The organism is Planctomycetota bacterium, assembly GCA_039182125.1.
In the GTDB taxonomy this organism is placed as follows: Bacteria; Planctomycetota; Phycisphaerae; order Tepidisphaerales; family Tepidisphaeraceae; genus JBCDCH01.
Genome location: JBCDCH010000074.1, coordinates 1 through 19,595, shown reverse-complemented (window position 1 = coordinate 19,595; position 19,595 = coordinate 1). Strand labels below are relative to the sequence as shown.

The following is a 19,595-nucleotide window of genomic DNA, read 5'->3' as shown; positions in this document are numbered from 1 at the left end:
GCAACGGCCTGTGGACCGCGGCGATCTCCTGGGGCCTGACCATCAGCGTCGGTTCCATGAAGAAGTGGGGGCTCGCCTGCGTAGGCCTATTCGTCGCGTTGATGGTTTTCTTCACGGCGGCGTTCGTCGGGTCGTTGAAGTTCGATTTCGACACGATGACCGCCGAACAGAAAGCCGCGACGCTGCTGACCGTCGGCCCGCAAGACGGCACGTGGGCCTTCGACGACCCGGAAGCCCTTGAGAACGACCTCGCGTCGTTGGGCATGGAATGGGTGTTGATCGCCGACGAGCCGGAAGACGCGAACGAACACCGCCCGGTGATCGAGCCGAGCGAAACGCACGATCACGATGGCCACGACCATTGACCAGATTTTCCATTGAAAACGCTGGCCGAACCCTCCGATGAGTCCTACGCTTTTTCCGAGACCCGGCTTCGCAACCCGGCGTCGCAACCCCTTCGCGAACCATGTCTGAACACCCCCGCGTGATCGTCGTCGGTGGCGGCCTGGCCGGCCTCGCAGCGGCGGTCCGAGTCGCCGAAGCCGGCGTGGCCGTCGACCTGTTTTCGATGGTGCCCGTCAAGCGTTCCCACTCCGTGTGTGCCCAAGGCGGCATCAACGCCTGCAACAAGGTCGCGGCCCAACAGGGTTACTCCGAGTTCCAGCACATGGACGAGACGCTCTACGGCGGCGATTTCCTCAATCACCAGCCGCCCGTCTTCGAGATGACCCACTGGGCACCGAAGATCATCAACCTGCTCGACCGCATGGGCGTGCCGTTCAACCGCACCAACGAGGGCCAACGCGACCTGCGCCTCTTCGGCGGTTCACTCTTCAAGCGGACGCACTTCGCGGGCGCCTCGACCGGTCAGCAACTGCTCTACGGCCTCGACGAACAGACGCGCCGCTTCGAGGCCGAGGGCAAAATCAAGAAGTACGAGTTCTGGGAGTTCCTCTGGCCCATCCTCAACGACGACGGCCAGTGCAAGGGCATCGTCGCTCAGGACATGCGGACCATGGAGATCAAGCCTTTCCTCGCCGACGCGGTCGTCATGGCCACCGGCGGCAACGGACTGATCTACGGCAAGTCCACCATGTCTGTGATCTGCACCGGCGGCGCGCCCTCGCGCTGCTACCAGGCCGGTGCCGCGCTGGGCAACCCGGAGATGATCCAGGTGCACCCGACGGCGATCCCCGGCGAAGACAAATGCCGGTTGATGTCCGAATCGGCGCGCGGCGAGGGCGGCCGAGTCTGGGTCCCCCGGAAGCAGGGCGACGACCGGCACCCGCTCGACATCCCCGAAGAAGAACGCCTGTACTTCCTCGAAGAGAAGTATCCCGACTACGGCAACCTCGTCCCCCGCGACATCGCCACCCGTGAAATCTTCTGGATCTGCGAAAAGGGCATGGGCATCGGCGGCGGGCAGATGGTCTACCTCGACATCACCCACCTGCCCAAGGCAACGAAGGACAAGCTCGCCGCCATCCTCGAGATCTACGAGAAATTCACCGGCGACGACCCGCGCGAGGTCCCGATGAAAATCTTCCCCGCGGTGCACTACACCATGGGAGGCATGTACACGACCTATACGCCCTACGACCCGGCCAAGGACGACTACACCCCGGCCGACCAGCCGAAGCGGGAGCCCCACGAGGGCATGCTCTACGGCGACCCGGCCAACATGATGACCAACATCCCGGGGCTTTACGCCTTCGGCGAAACGAATTACGCCTACCACGGCGCGACCCGGCTCGGCGCCAACGCGCTGCTCTCTTGCATTTTTGATGGGTTGTTCTGCGGCTTGTCCGTCGCCAATTACGCTCGGAAACCCGAGGGCAAGAAGGCCGCCGACACGCCCGACGCGACCGTCGAAAAGTACGTGCGACAGGAGCAAGACAAGGTCGCCAAGCTCACCGAGTCAAAGGGCTCGAACAACCCTTACGAGATTCACAAGCAAATGGGCCAGGAGATGATCGCCTCGGCCACGGTCGTCAAAACCGAAGAACGCTTGCTGCAAGCCCGCGCCAAACTCAACGAACTCGGCGAACAATACCGCGACCTCAAGATCAGCGACACGGGCCTGTACACCAATCAGAACGTCAGCTTCGCCCGGGCCGTGGGCGACATGCTGATCTACGCACAGGCGATCATCGAAGGCTCGATCGCCCGCAAGGAATCCCGCGGCAGCCACTACCGCGACGACTACCCGACGCGGATCGACGACCCGTTCCACGCCACCACGAAGTGCTGGTACGACGAGAGTCAGCCGGGCAACACGCGGATCGAGTGGGAACCCGTGCCGCTGCCGCTGGTGCCGCTTCGAGAGCGCAATTACGGCGCCGCCGCCTCCGCCACCAAGACCGAAGACAAGCCCGCCGAAACTGCCGCGTCCCAGTAACCCCTAAGCCGCACGCTTAGCCAGCGGATTCATCCGCCGATGCTCCGGCCCGAAAGCAAGCCCATGATCGCCAACGCGAAAACCAAGACGTTCAAAGTTCGTATCAAGCGGCAGGACGGCCGCGACCAGCCCGCATATTGGCAGGAATTCGAGGTGCCGCTGGTGCCCAGCCAGAACATCATCGCCGTGCTCCAGCACGTCGCGGCCAATCCGGTCACGACGAAGGGCGAAGCCGTCGAACCGGTCGTGTGGGACTCGGGCTGCCTCGAAGAAGTGTGCGGGTCGTGCACGATGGTGATCAACGGACGGGTGCGGCAATCGTGCTCGGCGTTGACGGCCGACCTGCTCGAGGACGTCGAAGACGACACGATCACGGTCGAGCCGATGACCAAGTTCCCGGTGATCCGGGACCTGTTCGTCGACCGCCAGCGGATGTTCGACAATCTGATCAAGGTCAAAGCCTGGGTGCCCATCGACGGCACGCACGACCTCGGTGAAGGCCCGCAAGAGACCCCCGAGAAACAGCAGGAGCGTTACGCGATCTCGCGCTGCATGACCTGCGGCTGCTGCCTGGAAGCCTGCCCGCAGTTCACCGAAGACAACGACTTTCTCGGCGCCCAGGCGATCGCCCAGGCGTACTACTTCAACGAACACGAGACCGGCGCGAAGCTCAAGAAAGAACGCCTCGACGTGCTCGCGGGACCGGGAGGCGTGGCGGACTGCGGCAACGCCCAGAACTGCGTCAAGGTCTGCCCGAAAGAAATCCCGTTGACCGAGGCGATCGCCAAGGCCGGCCGGCAACTCACCGTGCACGCGATCAAGTCGTTTTTTACCGGCAAGTAAACGCCCGTGTGCCGAGGCGATCAGCCGTAATCGTCTTCACCGTCGTCCTGCTCCGGCAAGGCGTACGCCTCGGCCGGGACGGGGTCTTCGATATGACCGAGGTGCTCGAGCTCGGCGAAACGCGGAGCTTGACGAGCTAAACGCATAAAGGCTTCGACGGGCGAGTGGTTCGCCAGCATCGCTTCGGCTTCGGTCTGCAAGCGGTCCCACAGATCGGGCGTGTCGTCCTCGTCGTCCTCATCTTCCGGTTCTTCCTCGGGGTATAAGTCGTGGAGACAGCGAGCCAGATCGTCTGCGTTCGTCATGGGATGGATAAGGGCGAACCGATCTTCAATTTTCTCCCACCGTGCGGCCGAAAGTTCCGAGCCTTGAAGAAAATTCTCGCGGAGTTCGGTTTCGATGCCTCCGCTTAGCGCACCGTTCAGGGCCGCCTTGGACATCTCCATCGCCTGCGACGTGACCTCGTTGCCGCTCGCCTCGATGCTGCGGCGGATCTCTTGGTCGGTGTAGCCGCCGCGATTGGCCCGCCAGATCATCTCGGCTTCGTAGCAGTCTTTGATGAACTGCGGCAACCGATCAGGGGCGTGTATAACCCGGCCGTCGTCGGGGACGATGCCGTCGGCCGCGTCGAGGAGCTGCTCGTTGGTCCAATCGGGCTGACGCTCGTACGTGTAGTTCGGCGGCTTGTCGTGGCCGTCGTGGCTGACGTTGCTGGCGAAGTGGTACCGGCCGTCCTCGAACGATGCGGCGACGTCGATCTGAGGCGGGTTCTGCTGCGTGTCGTAGGCGACGGCGGCGAGGTTGCGTTCGCCGTTCCAAAACAGGTGCATGACCACCGCCGGGCTGCCGTTGGGCAAGAATCGGCCGGCGTCGGCGTAGCCGCGGGCGGCGAGCAATTCGGTGGTTTCGGCGATTTCGGCGGGGTGATGCGCGGGCGAATCGCCGGCGGGCTCGAGGTTCATCCGGAGTTGTGGCGTGCTCCCCAAACCGGCGGCGAGGCCTTTGAGCGCGTCGCCGAGTTCGCCAAACAGCTTCTTGAACTTGCGTTTGATGTACCAAACGGCCAGCCAGAGGAACAAGAACAAGCCGAAGACAACGGCGGCCGTGACGATGAGGAAGGTTTGCATCGTGCGATCTCCGGAAAGGAAAAATTGTTACAGGATAAGGCCAGCATAACGCAAGCCTGCGTTCATCTTCAGGTTAGCTGTACGGCCGGGGCGTGGCGGAGATCACGCAACAGATAAAAACCAAGCCCAACGAAAACGAACGCGAGGAACGCGGACGGCCACCACAGGTGCAGAAGCAGGGCCATCGGCAGCAGGAAAGTCGCGGTCTGCCAACCCAAGGCAACGATCAAGCGGACGACGTCGCCGCGGTGTTCGGAGCGGTCGGGTTGTTTCCAGGCGGCGGGCCAGAGACCGATCGGCTTGATTTGGCGGTAAAACGCCTCGAGGGTGTCGGCGTCGATGGCGGGGGCGGCAAACGTGCCGAGCAGGCAACCGATCAGCGAGCAGAGGCCGACGGTGCCGAGAATGAACACGTCGGTGAACGCGCCGTTCTGGACGAGAACGCCGAGCGTGTCGGGCCAGCCCAAGTCGGCGGGGCCGTCGACGAAGGTGAGCGTGAACGCGCCGGCGAAGCCGGTGGCGACGCCGAGGCTGAAGCCGAGGCCGTTGAAGCGAGCCCAGAACCACCGCAGCGCGAAAGGGATGAGGAACGCGGGGAAGAGCTGGATCACGATGGTCACCCAGACGTCGACGACCCCCTCGGCGAAGAGCAGGGCAAGGGTGAGGCCCGCGGCGACGATGCCGACGCTGGCGAGGTAGCCGGCGATCACTTGGCCCTTCTGCGTGGTACCCGGCCGCAGCGGCAAGACCAGGTCACGGACGACGTAGCTGGCGCCGGCATTGATTGTCGAGTCGAAGGTGGACATGCTCGCCGCGAAGATCGCGGACACGAGCAGCCCGGTGACGCCGATCGGGATCAGGTCGCTCTGCAAGACCGCGGGGAGGATGTTCTCGGGGTCTTCCCGGCCGATTCCGAGATGGATGGCGAGGATCGCAAAGCCAAGCACCATCGGCCAGCGAAACGCAAACAGCACGGTCCAGAGCATGCAAAGCTTCTTGACGGTGGGCACGTCGCGGGCGGCGTAAAAACGCTGGGCCATGTACGCGGAGCCGCCGCTGCCGCCGAGGCCTTCGAGCACGCCCTTGCCGGCCCAAAATAAGAGAAACAGCAGGAAGGGCGCGTAACTCGTTTGCGTGAACGCCGCGCCGTCCGCGTCGATAGCTTCCCGCGCGAGCCCGCCGCCCATCTGCGGGATGATCGTGTTGAACGCCGCACCGGGCCAAGCGTCGAGCAATTCCGGCGTGACGTACGTGAACGCGAGCACGCTGACGTAGATCGCGGCCGCCCCGATGAGGAAGGCCTGGAACACGTCGGTCCAGATCACGCCGTATAGCCCGGAGATCATCGTGTAACCCAACGCGACGACGGCCATCGCCACGGCACAGGTCGTCTCGTCGAACGGCAAGAAGACGGCTAAAAACTTGCCCGCGGCGGCGAGAAAGAACACGACCATGCCGACCGTGATGATCAAGTAGGTGGCCGCGGCGGTATACCGCGCCGCTCGGCCCTGCCAGCCTTGGCCGAAGCGCAGGAGCATCCACTCGCCGGTGGTCACGACCCGCGAGCGCTGGTGCCACTTGCCCATAAAGGCGAGGAAGACGGCGATGGGCAGCACGACGCCGCCGCGCATTTCGATAAAGAAGCCGTGCAAGCCGTAGAGGTAGATGAGCGTCAAGATGGTCATCGTGCCCGCGGCGTCGAGGTTGGACGACATGCCCGACGCGCCCAGCGCCCACCACGGCGTCTTTCGGCCGGCGAGAAAGTAGTCGTCGGCGCTGGCCGCGGCCTTGCGGGCCAGGACGACGCCGGTGACGACGAGGCCAATGAGGTAGACCGCCACGATCGCGTAGTCGATGCCGTGCATGGAGGAACCGTACCGAGAGGCGGCGAGAGGGCAAGTTTCGAGGGTCGACCCGCGTTCAATGAACGCGAGCTTCGGGATGGCCGGGGTGCGTAGACTTGGGGCTATGGCCCTGACCCACATCCGCGTCCGCGGCGCGAAAGAACACAACCTCAAAGACCTCGACCTGGACATCCCTCGCGACCAATTGGTGGTCGTGACCGGGCTGTCGGGGTCGGGAAAGTCCACGCTGGCGTTCGACACCATCTACGCGGAGGGCCAGCGCAAGTACATGGAGTCCCTCTCGGCCTACGCTCGGCAGTTCCTCGATCAGTTGCAAAAGCCCGATGTGGAGAGCATCGAAGGTCTGCCGCCGACGATCGCGATCGAGCAGCGCGGCAGTTCGCACAACCCGCGATCGACGGTCGCGACGACGACGGAGATCTACGACTACCTGCGTTTGCTGTTTGCTCGCGTCGGGACACCGCGGTGCTGGCACGAAGAGGATTCGGGCAAGCGTTGCGGGCAAGTCATTGAAGCCCAATCCGCGACGCAGATCGTGGACCACGTGATGGGGCTGCCGGAGGGGACAAAGCTGATGATCCTCGCGCCGATGGTGCGGGGGAAGAAGGGGCACCACAAGGAGGTTTTTGAGGCGATGGGCCGGCAGGGGTTCGTGCGGGCGCGGGCCGACGGAGAACTACTGGACCTCCGAGAGGTGTCGCAGACGAAGGCGGGCAGCCCGTGGAAGACGAAGACCGAGCGGTACCAGCGGCACACGGTCGAAGCGGTGGTCGACCGCATCGTCGTGCGGCCTCAGGAAGGAGCTTCTGGGGGGGACGGCGAGGTCGACGAATTGCGGGCAAGGGTCGCGGATTCGATCGAGCTGTCGCTGAAGCTGGCGGATGGGTTAGTGGTTTTGGCGGTGGCGGACGACAAAGCCGAAGACGGATGGGCCGACCACCTGTTCAGCGAGAACTATGCGTGTGCGTTGCACCCCGAGTGTTCTTTGGAGGACTTGGAGCCGCGACTGTTTTCGTTCAATTCGCCGTACGGCGCGTGCCCGACGTGTGCGGGGCTGGGCATCCGGCAGGAGTTCGATCCGGAGCTGGTCGTGCCGAACCGGGAGTTGTCGCTAGAAGAGGGGGCGATCGAGGCGTGGGGCGTGACGGGCACGATGATGAAGCGGTACTACAACCGCCTGACGCGACGGTTCTGCAAGGACTTCGGCATCCGCGCGAGCACGCCGTTCAAAAAGCTGACCAAGCGCATTCAGCGCATTCTGCTCGAAGGCACGAACGCGCGGGACGAAAAGGAGTTCGGCGTCTCGTTCGACGGCGTGCTGCCGAACCTCGAATACCGCTTCGAGAGCACGGACAGCGAGTGGGTCAAGCATAAGTTGGCGGCGTATCTCACCGCCAAGCCGTGCCCGACGTGCCACGGGGCTCGGCTGCGAGAGGAGGCCCTGCACGTCTTCCTCGAAGTGCCCAAGGACGCCGTGGACGACGGGCTGGGCAAGAAGCTCACGGACTTCGAGAACGGTGGGCGCAACGCGAAAGTGCGGCTGCTGAACCTCAGCGACGTCACGCAGATGACCATCGAGCAGGCGGCACATTTCTTTGATGCTCTGGAGTTGAGCCAGGAAGGCCAGCAGATCGCGGCGCCGATCCTGAAAGAGGTGCGAGCGCGGCTGGGCTTCATGCTTAGCGTCGGGCTCGGCTACCTCAACCTCTCGCGGAACACGGGCACGCTGTCGGGCGGCGAGGCGCAACGCATCCGGCTGGCGACGCAGGTCGGGTCGGGGCTCGTGGGGTGCTGTTACGTGCTCGATGAGCCAACCATCGGGCTGCACCAACGCGACAATGAGCGTCTGATCCGCACCCTGCGACATCTGACCGACATCGGTAACACCGTGATTGTCGTCGAGCACGACGAGTACACGATCCGCGCCGCGGATTATCTCGTGGACATCGGCCCGGGCCCGGGCAAGCACGGCGGCACCGTCATTGCCCACGGCCCGACCGGCGACGTGATCCTCGACCCGGACTCGCTGACCGCCAAGTTCTTGCGCGGCGACGAAGAAGTGCACGTGCCCGACCACCGCCGGCCGCTCGACCACGACAAGCCGCTGCGGATCGTCGGTGCCCGCCAGAACAACCTCAACGAACTCGACGTGGACATCCCGCTGGGCGGGATCGTGACGGTGACCGGCGTGTCGGGTTCGGGCAAGTCGACGCTGGTGAATCAGGTCTTGCTCAAGGCGGCGAAACGCAAACTCCTCGGCTCGCGGATCAAGCCCGGGGCCCACGACAAGCTGCTGGGCGTGGGCAATATCGACCGCATCATCGAGGTGGACCAGTCGCCGATCGGCCGGACGCCGCGGAGCAACCCCGCGACGTACACGGGCCTGTTCGACCTGATCCGTGACCTGTTCACGAAGACCAAGGAGGCAAAGATCCGGGGGTACAAGCCCGGGCGGTTCTCGTTCAACGTCAAAGGCGGGCGGTGCGAGGCGTGCCAAGGCCAGGGCACCAAGAAGATCGAGATGCACTTCCTCCCGGACGTGTTCGTGGAGTGTGACGTGTGCAAGGGCCGGCGGTACAACCGCGAAACGCTGGAGATCACGTACCGGGGCAAGAACATCGCGGACGTGCTGGAGATGACCATCGAGGAAGCGCTCGGCTTCTTTGAGGCGTTCGGAGACGTGACGCGGATGCTCACCGCGCTCAACGACGTCGGGCTCAGCTACGTGCAACTCGGCCAGCCCAGCACGACGCTTTCGGGTGGCGAAGCGCAGCGCGTGAAGCTGGCGACCGAACTCGGCAAACGGTCTACGGGACGGACGCTGTACATCCTCGACGAGCCAACCACGGGGCTTCACTTTGAAGACGTCCGCAAACTCGTCGGCGTGCTCAACCGGCTGTGCGACGAGGGCAACCGCAGCGCCCAGGACGGCTATACCGACGTCGGCGGCAACACGATCGTGCTCATCGAGCACAACCTGGACGTGATCAAGTGCAGCGACTGGATCATCGATCTCGGGCCCGAGGGCGGGGACCGTGGGGGCCATCTCGTCGCCCAAGGCACGCCCGAGCAGGTGGCTGAGGTTGACGCGTCGCACACGGGGCAGTTCTTGCGAAGCCACTTGGCCACGCCGGTCTGACCGGCCTGAATCGGGTTGTTAAACTCCGCGATCTAAAGGAGACCTCCATGCCCGGCCCGTTCCATTGCACCGTCGTCACGCCCGAAGCCCAGGTTTTCGACGAAGACGTTTCTTCGGTCGTGCTGCCCGCCCACGACGGACAAATGGGGGTGCTCGCCCTGCACGCGCCGATGATGGTCGAGCTGGGGTCCGGCGAACTGACGCTGAGCAAGGCGAGCGGCGGCGACACGAAGCTCACTATCGAAGGCGGGTTCGCACAGGTCCAGGACAACCAGCTGGTCGTGCTCGCGGACCAGGCCACCGGCGACGGGGCGACGGCCGAGTAATCGGCGGATCGGCGCGTCAACCTCCGGCGACGGATTCGCCGATACTGTCCGGGGAACCGTGAAGAAGGGACGGCGGAGCTATCCCATGCGGCGCGTGCTGAGACGAATCATCCCGAGCATGTTCCACCGGCGGCTGACGCTGCTGGGTTTTTTGTCGTTCTTCCTGCTCGCGGGGCTGGGGCTCAAGACGGCTTCGCTGACCACCGGCGACCGCCACCACGAACGGCGGGCCAAGGCCGAGCGGCCGCTGCAAACCACCACGTACATCCCCACGGTGCGGGGCCGGATCCTGGACCGGACGGGCGTGGTGCTCGCGGTCGACGAGCCGGGCTGGAACGTGGAAGTGGACTACCGGGCGCTCACCCAGCAGTGGGTACAGGACATGGCCGAGGCAGCGGCGCGGGTGGAGCTGGGGGCGGCGTGGAAGGAGCTGGGGGTTTCCGAGAAAGACGCGGCGATCGCGGCTCATGTGGCGAATTACTCCGAAGTCGCAGAGGGTGCGTGGCAGTTGCTGGCCGATCTGGGGGGGACGCGGCGCGAGGAGCTCGAGGAGGTGCGTTCGTCCATCGTGCAGCGAACCGAACGGATCGCCGCGCGGGTCACCGAGGCGAACCGGCAGCGGCGGATGGCCGAGTTGCAGGAAGACGTGAGCGCGGCCGAGGCCTACATGGAAGTCCGGGAGCAGCACGAGCACCACGCGGTGCTATTCGATGTCGCCGAGTCATCGATCCGGGAGTTGGGCGACTTCATCGCGGACGCTGAGCGAGAAGCCCCGACGTGGCGCCGCGAGACCAGCCGGGGCTATCGCGTCACGGCCACGCCGCCGCCTAGCGCGTTCTGGTTAGAGGTCCGCCCCGTCCGCGCGAAGCACCGGCGGTACCCGCTGGAGACGGTGACGCTGCGGCTGGACCGTTCGAGCTTCCCCGCGCCGTTGGCGTCGGACGAACCGGCGACGCTAACGGTGCCGGGTGTAGCGATGCACATCCTTGGACAGCTCCGACCGATCTACACCGAAGACCGGCTGTGGACGCAGCGGCCGTTTCTACGGGAGATCGCGCACGAACAGTGGGTCGAAGAACTGGGCGGTTACCGGGCGGGTGATCGCGTCGGGGCGTTCGGCGTGGAGCGGGCCGAGGAAATGACGCTACGCGGCAGCCGAGGCCGGGTCGTCAAACGCCTCGACGCCGAGCACACGGTCAATGAAATCCCGCCGGTCGCGGGCCGCGACGTAACGCTCACGATCGATCACCGCCTGCAGGCCCGCGCCCAAGCCATCATGTCGCACGACGACCGCGTCGGTTTGATGCAGACCCAGCCGTGGCTGGGCGAAAAAGCACCGATGCCGGTGGGCACAAAACTCAACGGCGCGGCGGTCGTCATGGACCTCAAAACCGGTGAGGTGCTCGCGGCCGTGAGCGTGCCCGGCGTGACGCTGGACGACCTGACCACCCGCCGGACGGAACTGCTCGCCGACTTCACGTTCGAGCCGATGACGTTCCGTCCCACCGCCTACCCGCGCGAACCGGGGTCGACCGCCAAGCCTCTGATCCTCGCCGCGGCGATCGCCGAAGGGGTGCACGCCCCGGGGGCAAAGATCGACTGCTCACGAGGCTACCTCTACGAGAGCCGGCCGACGATCTTTCAAGACTGGATCCACCGCTCCCAGCCGGGCCTGAACTTCGGCGAGATCGACGGCGCGGCCGCGGTCAAGGTCAGCTCGAACGTGTTCTTCGGCGTGCTCGGCCAGCGTTTGCGTCCCGAACGAGTGCACGGATGGTTCACGTCGTTGGGCGCGGGCCGGACGCTCGACCTGTCGATGGACGAACGCCCCGGCCACCTGTTTGATCCACGCGGCAGCAACGCGGTGGGGTTGGCCAACATGTCCTGCATCGGGCAAGGCGAGATCACGATGACGCCGCTGCAGGTGCTCAACGCGTACGCCACGCTCTTCCGCGGCGGCGAAGCGATCAAGCCCAGCTTCGTCCGTCGCGCATCGCGGCCCGAAGGCACGCTGCCGATTCCTGATCCCGCGATCCGAGTCGTCCGTGAAGGCATGTGGAAGTCCGCCAACGAGGGCCGCAACGGCGACGTGGTCAGCGGCACGACGTACCGGCTCAACCTCGGCGACTACGGCCCGAGCCGGCCGATCTTCAACGTGCCCGGCGTCACGGTCTACGCCAAGTCCGGCTCGGCCCAGTGTTCGCCCACCGTCGAAAAATCCGACACCAACGGCGACGGGCTGGTCGACGAACTCGGCGGCATTGTGCAGCAAGGCGCCCACGCCTGGGTCGTCGCGCTCGCGAAGCCCGACGGCGAAACCGATCCGACCATCGGCGTCGTCGTACTGGTCGAGCACGGCTGGTCCGGCGGCAAGACGGCCGGGCCGATCGCAAACCAACTCATCCGCGCCTGCCAGGTCGAGGGCTACCTGCCGACACCCGCGGAAGACGCGCCGTGAACGCATTGCTCGCCTGGCTGTCCGACGTTTTCCGTCCGCACGCCGGGTGGTACGCGCTGGCCGCGGCGCTCGCGCTCACGGCCATGGGCGTCGCCGCGATCGACACGGTCTCGCCGTACTACGCAAGTAAACAGACGCAATGGGTACCGCTCGCCTTGATCGTCATGGTGCTGTTCATGCTGCCCAGCGCGCGCCTGCTCGGCGCGATCGCGTACCCGGGGTTCGTGTTCTGTCTGATCCTGCTGGTGTTCGTCATCCTGCCTTTCGTGCCGCGTGGGTTGGTCCCACGGATCAACGGCGCGACGTCGTGGATCAACCTGGGCCTGATGAACTTTCAGCCCAGCGAGGCCGCGCGGGTGTTCTTCGTTCTAAGCCTGGCGTGGTACCTGCGCTTCCGTGAAAATCACCGCACCCTGTTGGGGCTGCTCGTGCCGTTTGGGATCATGCTCGTCCCTGTGCTGCTGATCCTCAAGCAGCCCGACCTGGGCGTCGCGCTGGTCTTCGGGCCGACGCTACTGGTGATGCTCATCGCGGCGGGAGCGAAGCTGTGGCATCTGGGGTCGATCGTCGCGCTAGGCGTGCTGGCGATCGGCGTGAACGTCGCGATCGTGTTTTACGCGCCACCCGATCTGCAGCTGCTCAAGCCGCACCAGCAGATGCGGATCAAGTCGATGGTATCGTTGGCGATGGACGACGACCGCTACGTTCAGGACGCCGCGTACCAGCAGGACAAAGCAATGACGCTCATCGGGGCCGGCGGTGTCTCGGGTTACGGCCGCGATGCGGCCGAGACGATCGTCCGCTACAACCGCCTGCCCGAACGCCACAACGACATGATTTTTGCCGTGATCGTGAACCGATGGGGTTTGCTCGGGGCGTGGGCGATGATGGGCATGTATCTCCTGCTGGTGATGTCGATGCTCACGGTCGCCGCGCGGAGCAAGGACCCGCTTGCCCGGCTGAGTTGCGTCGGGTTCGCCTCGATGATCCTGACGCCCGCCACGATCAACATCGGCATGTGCCTGGGCGTCATGCCGATCACCGGGATCACCCTGCCGTTTGTGAGCTACGGCGGGTCGTCGCTGCTGTTCTCGTTCGCGATCGTGGGACTGGTGATGAACTTCGCGTCACGTAAGCCCCGCGCGATGGCCCGGCCGAGCTTCGAGTTCGACCACGCCGACGCGATTTACCAGTGACCCGCGTCCACGCGGGCAGCACTTCAACGGCAACCAAACGCCGGCCCGGGCCACCCGCTAGATTCTCTCGATGGCCATCCCCGCTTTCGTCCGCGAAGACCTCGAGAAACTCGGCCTGGCCCAGGACGACGCCACCCTTGAACGCCTCGAAGCCTTCTTGGACCGGCTGCTCGAAGCGAACCAGCGCACAAACCTGACGGCCGTCCGCGAACCCGACGCCGCGTGGTCGCGCATGATCATCGATTCGCTCACCGTGCTCCCCGGCCTCGACGGCCTGCCCGAAGATGCCCAACTGATCGACGTCGGCACCGGCGGTGGCCTACCCGGCGTCCCGCTGACGATCACGAAGCCAGACATCAAAATCACGCTGCTCGAAGCCACCGGCAAGAAGTGCGCGTTCCTGCAGGACGTCGTCGAAGGCCTGAACCTCGTCAACGTCCGCGTCCACCACGGCCGCGCCGAAGCCGCCGGCCAGGACCGCGCCTTCCGCGAACGGTACGACCTTGCGGTCTGCCGCGCGGTCGGCCCGATGCCGGTCTTACTCGAACTCTGCCTGCCGCTGATCAAGGTCGGCGGCCGGCTGCTCGCGATGAAGGGCCCACGGGTCGAAGAGGAACTCGACGCGTCGGGCGACGCGATAACCAAGCTTGGGGCCGGCGAAATCGCCGTGATCGACGCCTACCCCCAAGACTTCGATAACGACTTGGTAATCGTCAGCGTCTACAAAGATACGCAGACGCCGAAGGCGTACCCGCGCGCCGCCGGCCTCCCCAAGAAGCAGCCGCTCTAAGCGGGGTGTCGCTCGACACCCCCGCGAAGCAACACGGAATGGGCCCGGGTGGACTCGAACCACCAACCGTCGGTTCCGAAGACCGGTGCTCTATCCATTGAGCTACGGACCCAAGTTGCTTTTCTCGCTGGACTTGCCACAATTTTCGCATGGCGGCAAAGGGCGAAAAAAACGGCGGCCACAACCGAAAGCACAACCGGCCGGCGTGGCCTTACCCGAACATCGTAACCATGTCGGCTCACCCTTGCGGCCAGTGGTGCAAGAAAATCCGCGGCCGTCTTCGGTACTTCGGGCCCTGGGCCGATCCCGACCTGGCCCTCTCGCGATGGCACGCCGAGGGCGACGCGCTGCTCGCCGGTCGCGACCCGACGCCGTCGGCCGTGGCGGTCGACAGCATGACGCTGGGCGAGCTGGCGAACGCCTACATGGGCCAGAAGACGGAGGACGCCCAGGCCGGCCGCCTGAGCGACCGGTCGCGTCAGGACATCGCACGGTCGATCACGGCCATGCTCGAGTTCTACGGCGGCCGTCGGCCCGTGGCGGAGATTTTCGTGGCCGATTGGACCCGCTGGGCGAACGCACTCCGGAAAAAATGGAACGAGGTCACGCTGAAGGGGCACATCCAGCGGGTCCGCAGCATGTTCAACTGGGCGTACCAGTCGGAGCTCATCTCCAAACCGATGCGGTACGGGCCGGAGTTCGTTGCTCGGAAGCCCAAGCCCACCGAGCGGAAGATTTACACGGCCGAGGACATCCGCGAGTTGCTCGATCGGGCGGAGCCGCAGCTCGGCGCCATGATCCTGCTCGGCGTGAACGGCGGGTACGGGAACACCGATTGCTCGGCCCTGCGGCGTCCCGAAGTCGAAGACGGGTTCATCCGCAGCCCCCGCATCAAGACGCAGGTGGCCCGCGCGGTGCCGCTCTGGCCCGAAACCCTGGCGGCCATCGCCGAGGTCGAGAGGGTCCGCCCCCGCCCCAGCATGCCCGAGTACGCGGACCGCGTCTTTTTGACCCGGCTCGGGCAGCCGTGGGTCGACCGCACCCGAAGCCGGGACGGGGTGTCTCAGGAGTTCCGGAAGCTCGCCCAGCGGTGTGGCGTCCGGTCCCTGGGCTTCTACCGGCTCCGCAGCACGTTCCGCACCGTCGCGGACGAGGTCGGCGACGACCGGGCCGCGAATACCGTCATGGGCCACGCCACCGCGGGCATAGCCTCGGTCTACGTCGCGTCGGTTTCGGACGAGCGGCTTACGAAGGTGACCGATCACGTGCGGGGCTGGCTGGGACTGTCCGAGAGCCCGGGGAAGTAGTCGGTTTTCATGTTCTTGACGCGGCGGATCGCGGCGCGGTTGATACTTCGGGGCGGCTCTTCGAGTTTCACGACGACGCTGAACTTGGTGGCGCCTGAAGCGAGCACGCGCGAGCTTCCCCCGAGCCCGGACAGCAGCGCCATGCGATCGGCCGGCGACAACGCCCGGGCCGCTTGAATCAACCGCTCCACGTGGCGTGAGGCCGACTCCACGCCCACGCTCGGTGGGGCGGACTCAGCCATGGAAATCGCCTCCCGCCACCGGGATGAGGTGGAGACGCGAGACGAACCGCGATTTCGATCGGATGTGTTTCAATTCACGCCTCACGATCAAAGCCGTGAGGCCGGGAATACGCACCTGAAACATACGCGTTAGAGCCGAGTCGTCAACCCCCAAACACCGGTCACCCGGTCAAATTTGCGCGGCGAGCCTGAGCGACGGGCAACTGGTCCCATCGCGTAGTCCATCGCGAGCTCCAGTAGGCGCTGCGGAGATGCCACGTCCGGAACGGCCGAGTTCTGGACCACGTAATCGTGGACGTTCAGCCCAGCGTCCTCGAAGCCCTCGGCCGGACTAAGGAAGCCGGCGGCGATGCGGCCCACAACGCAGAGAAACAGGTCGCGGGGGTCGGCGAAGCGGGTGTACACTCATGCATGTTAGTATTTTGATAGCACTCCTGCTGCCGCAAGGGTGGAAAATGGAGGGAAAAGCACTAGAGCCAGAGTTGAGGTTATAAAGTTCATGACGTAAAACTTTCTCGCGGGAAGATGCATTCCAGCTTCCATTTTTTGGAACACTCATGGCAGTATTACGAATTCGAACAACAGTCTGGGGGTGCGATTGATATTGGAATCATTAGGTGCGGGTGTTTGTGTATTTGCTATATGCAAGATACTATTTATGTTCGCCGGGTGGTACACTGAAGACAAAGAAGATCGATTGTACCGATCAAAGCTAGCAGATATCTGGAAAAGGCTGCACAGCCTATCCCTGTATGAATTATGGCATGCGTACTTTGCGCGACTCGTCCGCAAGACACGCAACGCAAGGCTGTTCTCTTTTCGCAACATCATCATAGCATTCTTGTTTTTTGTGATTCTTAACTACACCTCCTTTTTGACGGCAAACGCCATTGCGGTGGTGGCAGAAGACGGTGAATCATTTTTCGGCAAAACCTATCGAATGCTTGCCGCAGGGAGTGCGCGCGACTACGTCGGTATTCTGTGTATCAGCTTGATAGTCGCAGCCTACGACATGTGTTCCCTTGCTATTACGTGGGCGCTTGTAAAAGCTGCGGGAAGAGCCTTGACCATTGCGGCAATTCTTCGTGACATTGCCGTCGACTGCGTATTAGTATTTTGCGGCGGCTTTATATGCCTGACAGCGACTATCATGGTGGCGGCTCCGCAAGTCATGTCTGATTATTTTAATTTTCTTCGTGTATATGTACAAGCCGAACCTATGCTTGTGCTGTCGCTGTTTGTCGTCGTAGGATTGACTAGTGCAATACCCTCTGCGCTGTATTTGATTTTGCTTATAACGGTTACGGTTATGCGATTCATGCCGGAGCGGATAGAGCACATTGTTCGTAGACTGATAGGCAGAGTCACTTCTGACAAACAGCCCATTTTGCGCCAGCTGGGTAATGTCTTGGGGGCAATTGGATGCGTTGCGACAGCGATACTAGAAATCTTAGCTGGTTGAGGTGGCGTCTAATGTGTTTGCGGGGGATTGGCAAATAACTTCACGAGGAAAGGCCCGCCTACCACCCCTCCGGCGGCGGCTTGAGCAGATCGAGCACATCGTCGGCCCCCGCGTCACGATCCAACCACCGATCCACGTCTTCAGGCTCCGTCAGAAACACCACCATCCGCGGGTCTTCGGGCTTCTTGTTGTGGACTTCCGCCGCGACACCTTCGGCCCTACACGTCATCATCGAGACGTGGCCCGCGGGGTCGGAGATGCCCGCCACCAGCCCGACCCCCTCGTCGGCCGGGAACAGCTTCCACCGCGACGGCATCCCGTTGGGCTGCCCGAACATGTCGATGGGGTACTTCCACTCGACGGCGTAGCTCAGGGGCAGCACGACCCGCCGACGCATGAACCGCTTCCACACGTGGAGCTTGTCGTCGCGGAAGTTGACGACCTGGTGATTGCCGAGCGGGATGCCCCACGTGGCCCCGGTTAGCTCGCGGCCGGCGTCCGTGTCCCGGGCGATGGCGACGGGGGATTTTGGGAAGAACTCACCCCGCGGAGGCGGGTTCTCGATCACCTTGATCCGCAGCGACGCGACCACGGCGTCAGATCGGTGCTTGAGGGCGAAGTGGTTGCACACGTAGGGAGCGTAGCGAGCGCGAGGTCTTGACCCGCTTTTTTTGACGGATAATCCATTTGCCGATTGGAAGCCTGCTTGTGCGGGCGGCTAGCAACTGAGTCTTTTACGTTAGGGAGCATCCGCACAATGGATGAGTTCGATTACACGCAACTGAGCGCCGAACAACTTGTTGACGAATACATGCAAGGCGGAGGTCGTGACGACTATGTCAACGAAGAACTTGATCGCCGTGGTGACCGTGGACGGATTGAGTTGATTGAACTTCTTGACCGAACAGAGGCGGTTGATGTTGGCGGCTTGATCTCCAATATCCTGATCATCGCCTGTCCAAGTCGAGAATCGATCGAATGCATAGAGCGGTTCCGTAACCGAATAGCAGAAGAACACCACGACGCGTTGGATGGGCTACTCGCGATCGCAAGGAGTGACCCGCGGGGTTGATGCCCCCTAACCAACCGCCGCAGTTGACCGGTGACGCCCGCGACGTCTAAACCGCAAAGCTTTTACGTGAGGTGAAAATGGCAGCCGTAGGTTCACGCAACTGCCCACACTGCGGGGCAACGCCCGCTCTCTCGCGCGCGCTGCCCTTTGCGCTAACTACTTGCGAGTCTTGTTCACAACGCGTGTGGTTTCTCACTGTGCACGGCGAGCGTTTGTTCTTCCCATACGAAGATGTCAGGCTCGTTCGCGAGATGTTCACGCGAGCAATCGACCATCAAGAATTTGGCGAGGCACTTAACGCCGATAGTCTTGGCATGGTGGATTTGGTACTTGAGTTTGAGGAAGCGCTGGAGCAGGCGGTGTAGCCAAAGTCCGTGCATAAACAGCGGCGCCCACAACTAACTCACCCCCGCCAGTTTCTTCCAAGCATCCGCCAACGCCAGGTTGTACCCCCGCATCGACTCGGCGGTCGGCACTATGCAGTGCGCGTGTCGGTGTCCTTCCTGCGGCCCGTGGTAATGGTGCTCCCCGCGGCAGGGACACTCGACCAGCCAGAGCAGCCGATCGGTGTCAGGACACTTCACAGAATGAGCGACGACGTTCGGGGGCGTCGAGGTCGAGGAAGGCCGGGGGGTCGGTGGAGGTGAGAAACTTCACGGGCGAGCCTTCATTCGTCGAGTAAGCTGGGGTCCCATACTAAGAACCCATCCTCAGTCAGCTTGATACGATTCTCAGCCAGTGTTTGATGTATTCTCAATAGCTCGGTGTGACTGCCTGGATGAAAGTGATCGTGTGTGGGCGGGGCTTTGTCATCCTCGGCGCGGCGTGCAAGCTCCGACTGCACGTAAGTTTTCAGCTCTTCTGCCGATAAACCTGACAATTTTACAGTAGTGTTAAAGTCAGAATTATTATAAAGATTGACCCTCGCCATGATTGCAAAATGTGGAATCACATCGTCGTGGCTTAGTGTAAGTGTATAGGCATTTTCGCGTTTAAGCTGATAGATGCCGTATGGGCCGAAGTGTCCATCTATCTCAAATTGCTGGTCAGAGCGGAGCCTAAGCGTCAACTTGCCCGACACAATACCGCGAATAACATGGTATTCAGTATCAGCGACTATTCCGTGTATGCCTTGGTAGCACTTTTTGTTGTGCAAGTAGTCTGTTAGTGTAGATTGGTAAACGTGCTGCATTTCAGCTTCCGCAAATGAGAGTTCGACGCTAAGCACTGCGCCACTCTTTGTGTGGAAGCGTGCCACATCTTTCAAGAATAAGTTTAATCCTGGGTCTATATCGCCTTCAAGAGCAAGCTTGGACTGGTAGGAAAAATCGATGTACTTCTTACTGTCGCGAAGTATGTGCTTGTCTTCG

Annotated in this window: 18 protein-coding genes and 1 tRNA gene; 12 read left to right on the top strand and 7 right to left on the bottom strand. The window is 63.1% G+C overall.

From position 1 onward, the window contains the following. The 3 genes from AAGD32_15540 to sdhB all read left to right on the top strand — a co-directional run. Nucleotides 1-365, top strand: a 365-nt coding sequence (locus tag AAGD32_15540; protein ID MEM8875658.1) for a hypothetical protein, incomplete at its 5' end; no start/stop codon positions are given. Nucleotides 366-466: 101 nt separating this feature from the next. Continuing rightward, the gene (locus AAGD32_15535) at nt 467-2,398 is read left to right on the top strand and encodes an FAD-binding protein (protein ID MEM8875657.1); all 1,932 of its coding nucleotides are present in this window, start codon (nt 467-469) and stop codon (nt 2,396-2,398) included. A 39-nt stretch (nt 2,399-2,437) separates the two neighbouring features. Then, nucleotides 2,438-3,241, top strand: coding sequence for a succinate dehydrogenase iron-sulfur subunit (gene sdhB, locus AAGD32_15530; GenBank protein ID MEM8875656.1), 804 nt, complete (start codon nt 2,438-2,440; stop codon nt 3,239-3,241). Between the two features lie 20 nt (nt 3,242-3,261). Here the strand turns inward: sdhB and AAGD32_15525 are convergent, their stop codons facing one another. Both AAGD32_15525 and AAGD32_15520 read right to left on the bottom strand, forming a co-directional pair. Further along, nucleotides 3,262-4,368 (bottom strand): hypothetical protein, encoded by a 1,107-nt coding sequence (locus AAGD32_15525; GenBank protein ID MEM8875655.1) that lies wholly within the window; start codon nt 4,366-4,368, stop codon nt 3,262-3,264. A 68-nt stretch (nt 4,369-4,436) separates the two neighbouring features. Next, the gene (locus AAGD32_15520; GenBank protein MEM8875654.1) at nt 4,437-6,233 is read right to left on the bottom strand and encodes a sodium:solute symporter; all 1,797 of its coding nucleotides are present in this window, start codon (nt 6,231-6,233) and stop codon (nt 4,437-4,439) included. Between the two features lie 103 nt (nt 6,234-6,336). On the opposite strand from AAGD32_15520, the gene uvrA reads away from it, so the two are divergent. The 5 genes from uvrA to rsmG all read left to right on the top strand — a co-directional run bounded on the left by uvrA (nt 6,337) and on the right by rsmG (nt 14,142). Then, the gene (gene uvrA / locus AAGD32_15515; GenBank protein ID MEM8875653.1) at nt 6,337-9,372 is read left to right on the top strand and encodes an excinuclease ABC subunit UvrA; all 3,036 of its coding nucleotides are present in this window, start codon (nt 6,337-6,339) and stop codon (nt 9,370-9,372) included. 47 nt (nt 9,373-9,419) lie between these two features. Next, nucleotides 9,420-9,698, top strand: coding sequence for an ATP synthase F1 subunit epsilon (atpC, locus tag AAGD32_15510; protein ID MEM8875652.1), 279 nt, complete (start codon nt 9,420-9,422; stop codon nt 9,696-9,698). 94 nt (nt 9,699-9,792) lie between these two features. Next, nucleotides 9,793-12,156 (top strand): penicillin-binding transpeptidase domain-containing protein, encoded by a 2,364-nt coding sequence (locus AAGD32_15505; protein ID MEM8875651.1) that lies wholly within the window; start codon nt 9,793-9,795, stop codon nt 12,154-12,156. Beyond that, a complete protein-coding gene (locus AAGD32_15500; protein ID MEM8875650.1) occupies nt 12,153-13,352 on the top strand; it encodes an FtsW/RodA/SpoVE family cell cycle protein in 1,200 nt (399 codons plus the stop codon). The genes AAGD32_15505 and AAGD32_15500 overlap by 4 nt, the downstream gene beginning before the upstream one ends. A 70-nt stretch (nt 13,353-13,422) precedes the next feature. Beyond that, a complete protein-coding gene (gene rsmG / locus AAGD32_15495) occupies nt 13,423-14,142 on the top strand; it encodes a 16S rRNA (guanine(527)-N(7))-methyltransferase RsmG (protein ID MEM8875649.1) in 720 nt (239 codons plus the stop codon). Between the two features lie 39 nt (nt 14,143-14,181). On the opposite strand, the gene AAGD32_15490 is transcribed toward rsmG, so the two are convergent. Continuing rightward, nucleotides 14,182-14,254: transfer RNA gene (locus tag AAGD32_15490), tRNA-Arg, on the bottom strand. A 118-nt stretch (nt 14,255-14,372) separates the two neighbouring features. On the opposite strand from AAGD32_15490, the gene AAGD32_15485 reads away from it, so the two are divergent. Next, nucleotides 14,373-15,449, top strand: coding sequence for a tyrosine-type recombinase/integrase (locus tag AAGD32_15485; protein MEM8875648.1), 1,077 nt, complete (start codon nt 14,373-14,375; stop codon nt 15,447-15,449). On the opposite strand, the gene AAGD32_15480 is transcribed toward AAGD32_15485, so the two are convergent. Both AAGD32_15480 and AAGD32_15475 read right to left on the bottom strand, forming a co-directional pair. Continuing rightward, a complete protein-coding gene (locus tag AAGD32_15480) occupies nt 15,404-15,691 on the bottom strand; it encodes a hypothetical protein (GenBank protein ID MEM8875647.1) in 288 nt (95 codons plus the stop codon). The genes AAGD32_15485 and AAGD32_15480 overlap by 46 nt on opposite strands. A 129-nt stretch (nt 15,692-15,820) precedes the next feature. After that, nucleotides 15,821-16,096 (bottom strand): hypothetical protein, encoded by a 276-nt coding sequence (locus AAGD32_15475; GenBank protein MEM8875646.1) that lies wholly within the window; start codon nt 16,094-16,096, stop codon nt 15,821-15,823. A gap of 187 nt (nt 16,097-16,283) precedes the next feature. On the opposite strand from AAGD32_15475, the gene AAGD32_15470 reads away from it, so the two are divergent. After that, complete coding sequence (locus tag AAGD32_15470) at nt 16,284-17,153, top strand: hypothetical protein (GenBank protein ID MEM8875645.1); 870 nt, start codon at nt 16,284-16,286, stop codon at nt 17,151-17,153. 58 nt (nt 17,154-17,211) lie between these two features. Here the strand turns inward: AAGD32_15470 and AAGD32_15465 are convergent, their stop codons facing one another. After that, nucleotides 17,212-17,784 (bottom strand): SOS response-associated peptidase family protein, encoded by a 573-nt coding sequence (locus AAGD32_15465; protein MEM8875644.1) that lies wholly within the window; start codon nt 17,782-17,784, stop codon nt 17,212-17,214. 126 nt (nt 17,785-17,910) lie between these two features. Between AAGD32_15465 and AAGD32_15460 the strand changes: the two genes are divergently transcribed. Together AAGD32_15460 and AAGD32_15455 are read left to right on the top strand one after the other, a co-directional pair. Then, nucleotides 17,911-18,225 (top strand): hypothetical protein, encoded by a 315-nt coding sequence (locus AAGD32_15460; protein MEM8875643.1) that lies wholly within the window; start codon nt 17,911-17,913, stop codon nt 18,223-18,225. 182 nt (nt 18,226-18,407) lie between these two features. After that, entirely contained in the window at nt 18,408-18,590 is a 183-nt protein-coding gene (locus AAGD32_15455; GenBank protein MEM8875642.1) for a hypothetical protein, read from the top strand. A 302-nt stretch (nt 18,591-18,892) separates the two neighbouring features. On the opposite strand, the gene AAGD32_15450 is transcribed toward AAGD32_15455, so the two are convergent. Continuing rightward, nucleotides 18,893-19,595, bottom strand: a 703-nt coding sequence (locus tag AAGD32_15450; GenBank protein ID MEM8875641.1) for a hypothetical protein, incomplete at its 5' end; no start/stop codon positions are given.

Excerpts from the sequence above, each read along its gene's own strand:
- AAGD32_15535 (MEM8875657.1), top strand. The coding sequence starts at position 467 with ATGTCTGAACACCCCCGCGTGATCGTCGTCGGTGGCGGCCTGGCCGGC.
- sdhB (MEM8875656.1), top strand. The coding sequence starts at position 2,438 with ATGCTCCGGCCCGAAAGCAAGCCCATGATCGCCAACGCGAAAACCAAG.
- AAGD32_15525 (MEM8875655.1), bottom strand. The coding sequence starts at position 4,368 with ATGCAAACCTTCCTCATCGTCACGGCCGCCGTTGTCTTCGGCTTGTTC.
- AAGD32_15520 (MEM8875654.1), bottom strand. The coding sequence starts at position 6,233 with ATGCACGGCATCGACTACGCGATCGTGGCGGTCTACCTCATTGGCCTC.
- uvrA (MEM8875653.1), top strand. The coding sequence starts at position 6,337 with ATGGCCCTGACCCACATCCGCGTCCGCGGCGCGAAAGAACACAACCTC.
- atpC (MEM8875652.1), top strand. The coding sequence starts at position 9,420 with ATGCCCGGCCCGTTCCATTGCACCGTCGTCACGCCCGAAGCCCAGGTT.
- rsmG (MEM8875649.1), top strand. The coding sequence starts at position 13,423 with ATGGCCATCCCCGCTTTCGTCCGCGAAGACCTCGAGAAACTCGGCCTG.
- AAGD32_15485 (MEM8875648.1), top strand. The coding sequence starts at position 14,373 with ATGTCGGCTCACCCTTGCGGCCAGTGGTGCAAGAAAATCCGCGGCCGT.
- AAGD32_15480 (MEM8875647.1), bottom strand. The coding sequence starts at position 15,691 with ATGGCTGAGTCCGCCCCACCGAGCGTGGGCGTGGAGTCGGCCTCACGC.
- AAGD32_15460 (MEM8875643.1), top strand. The coding sequence starts at position 17,911 with ATGGATGAGTTCGATTACACGCAACTGAGCGCCGAACAACTTGTTGAC.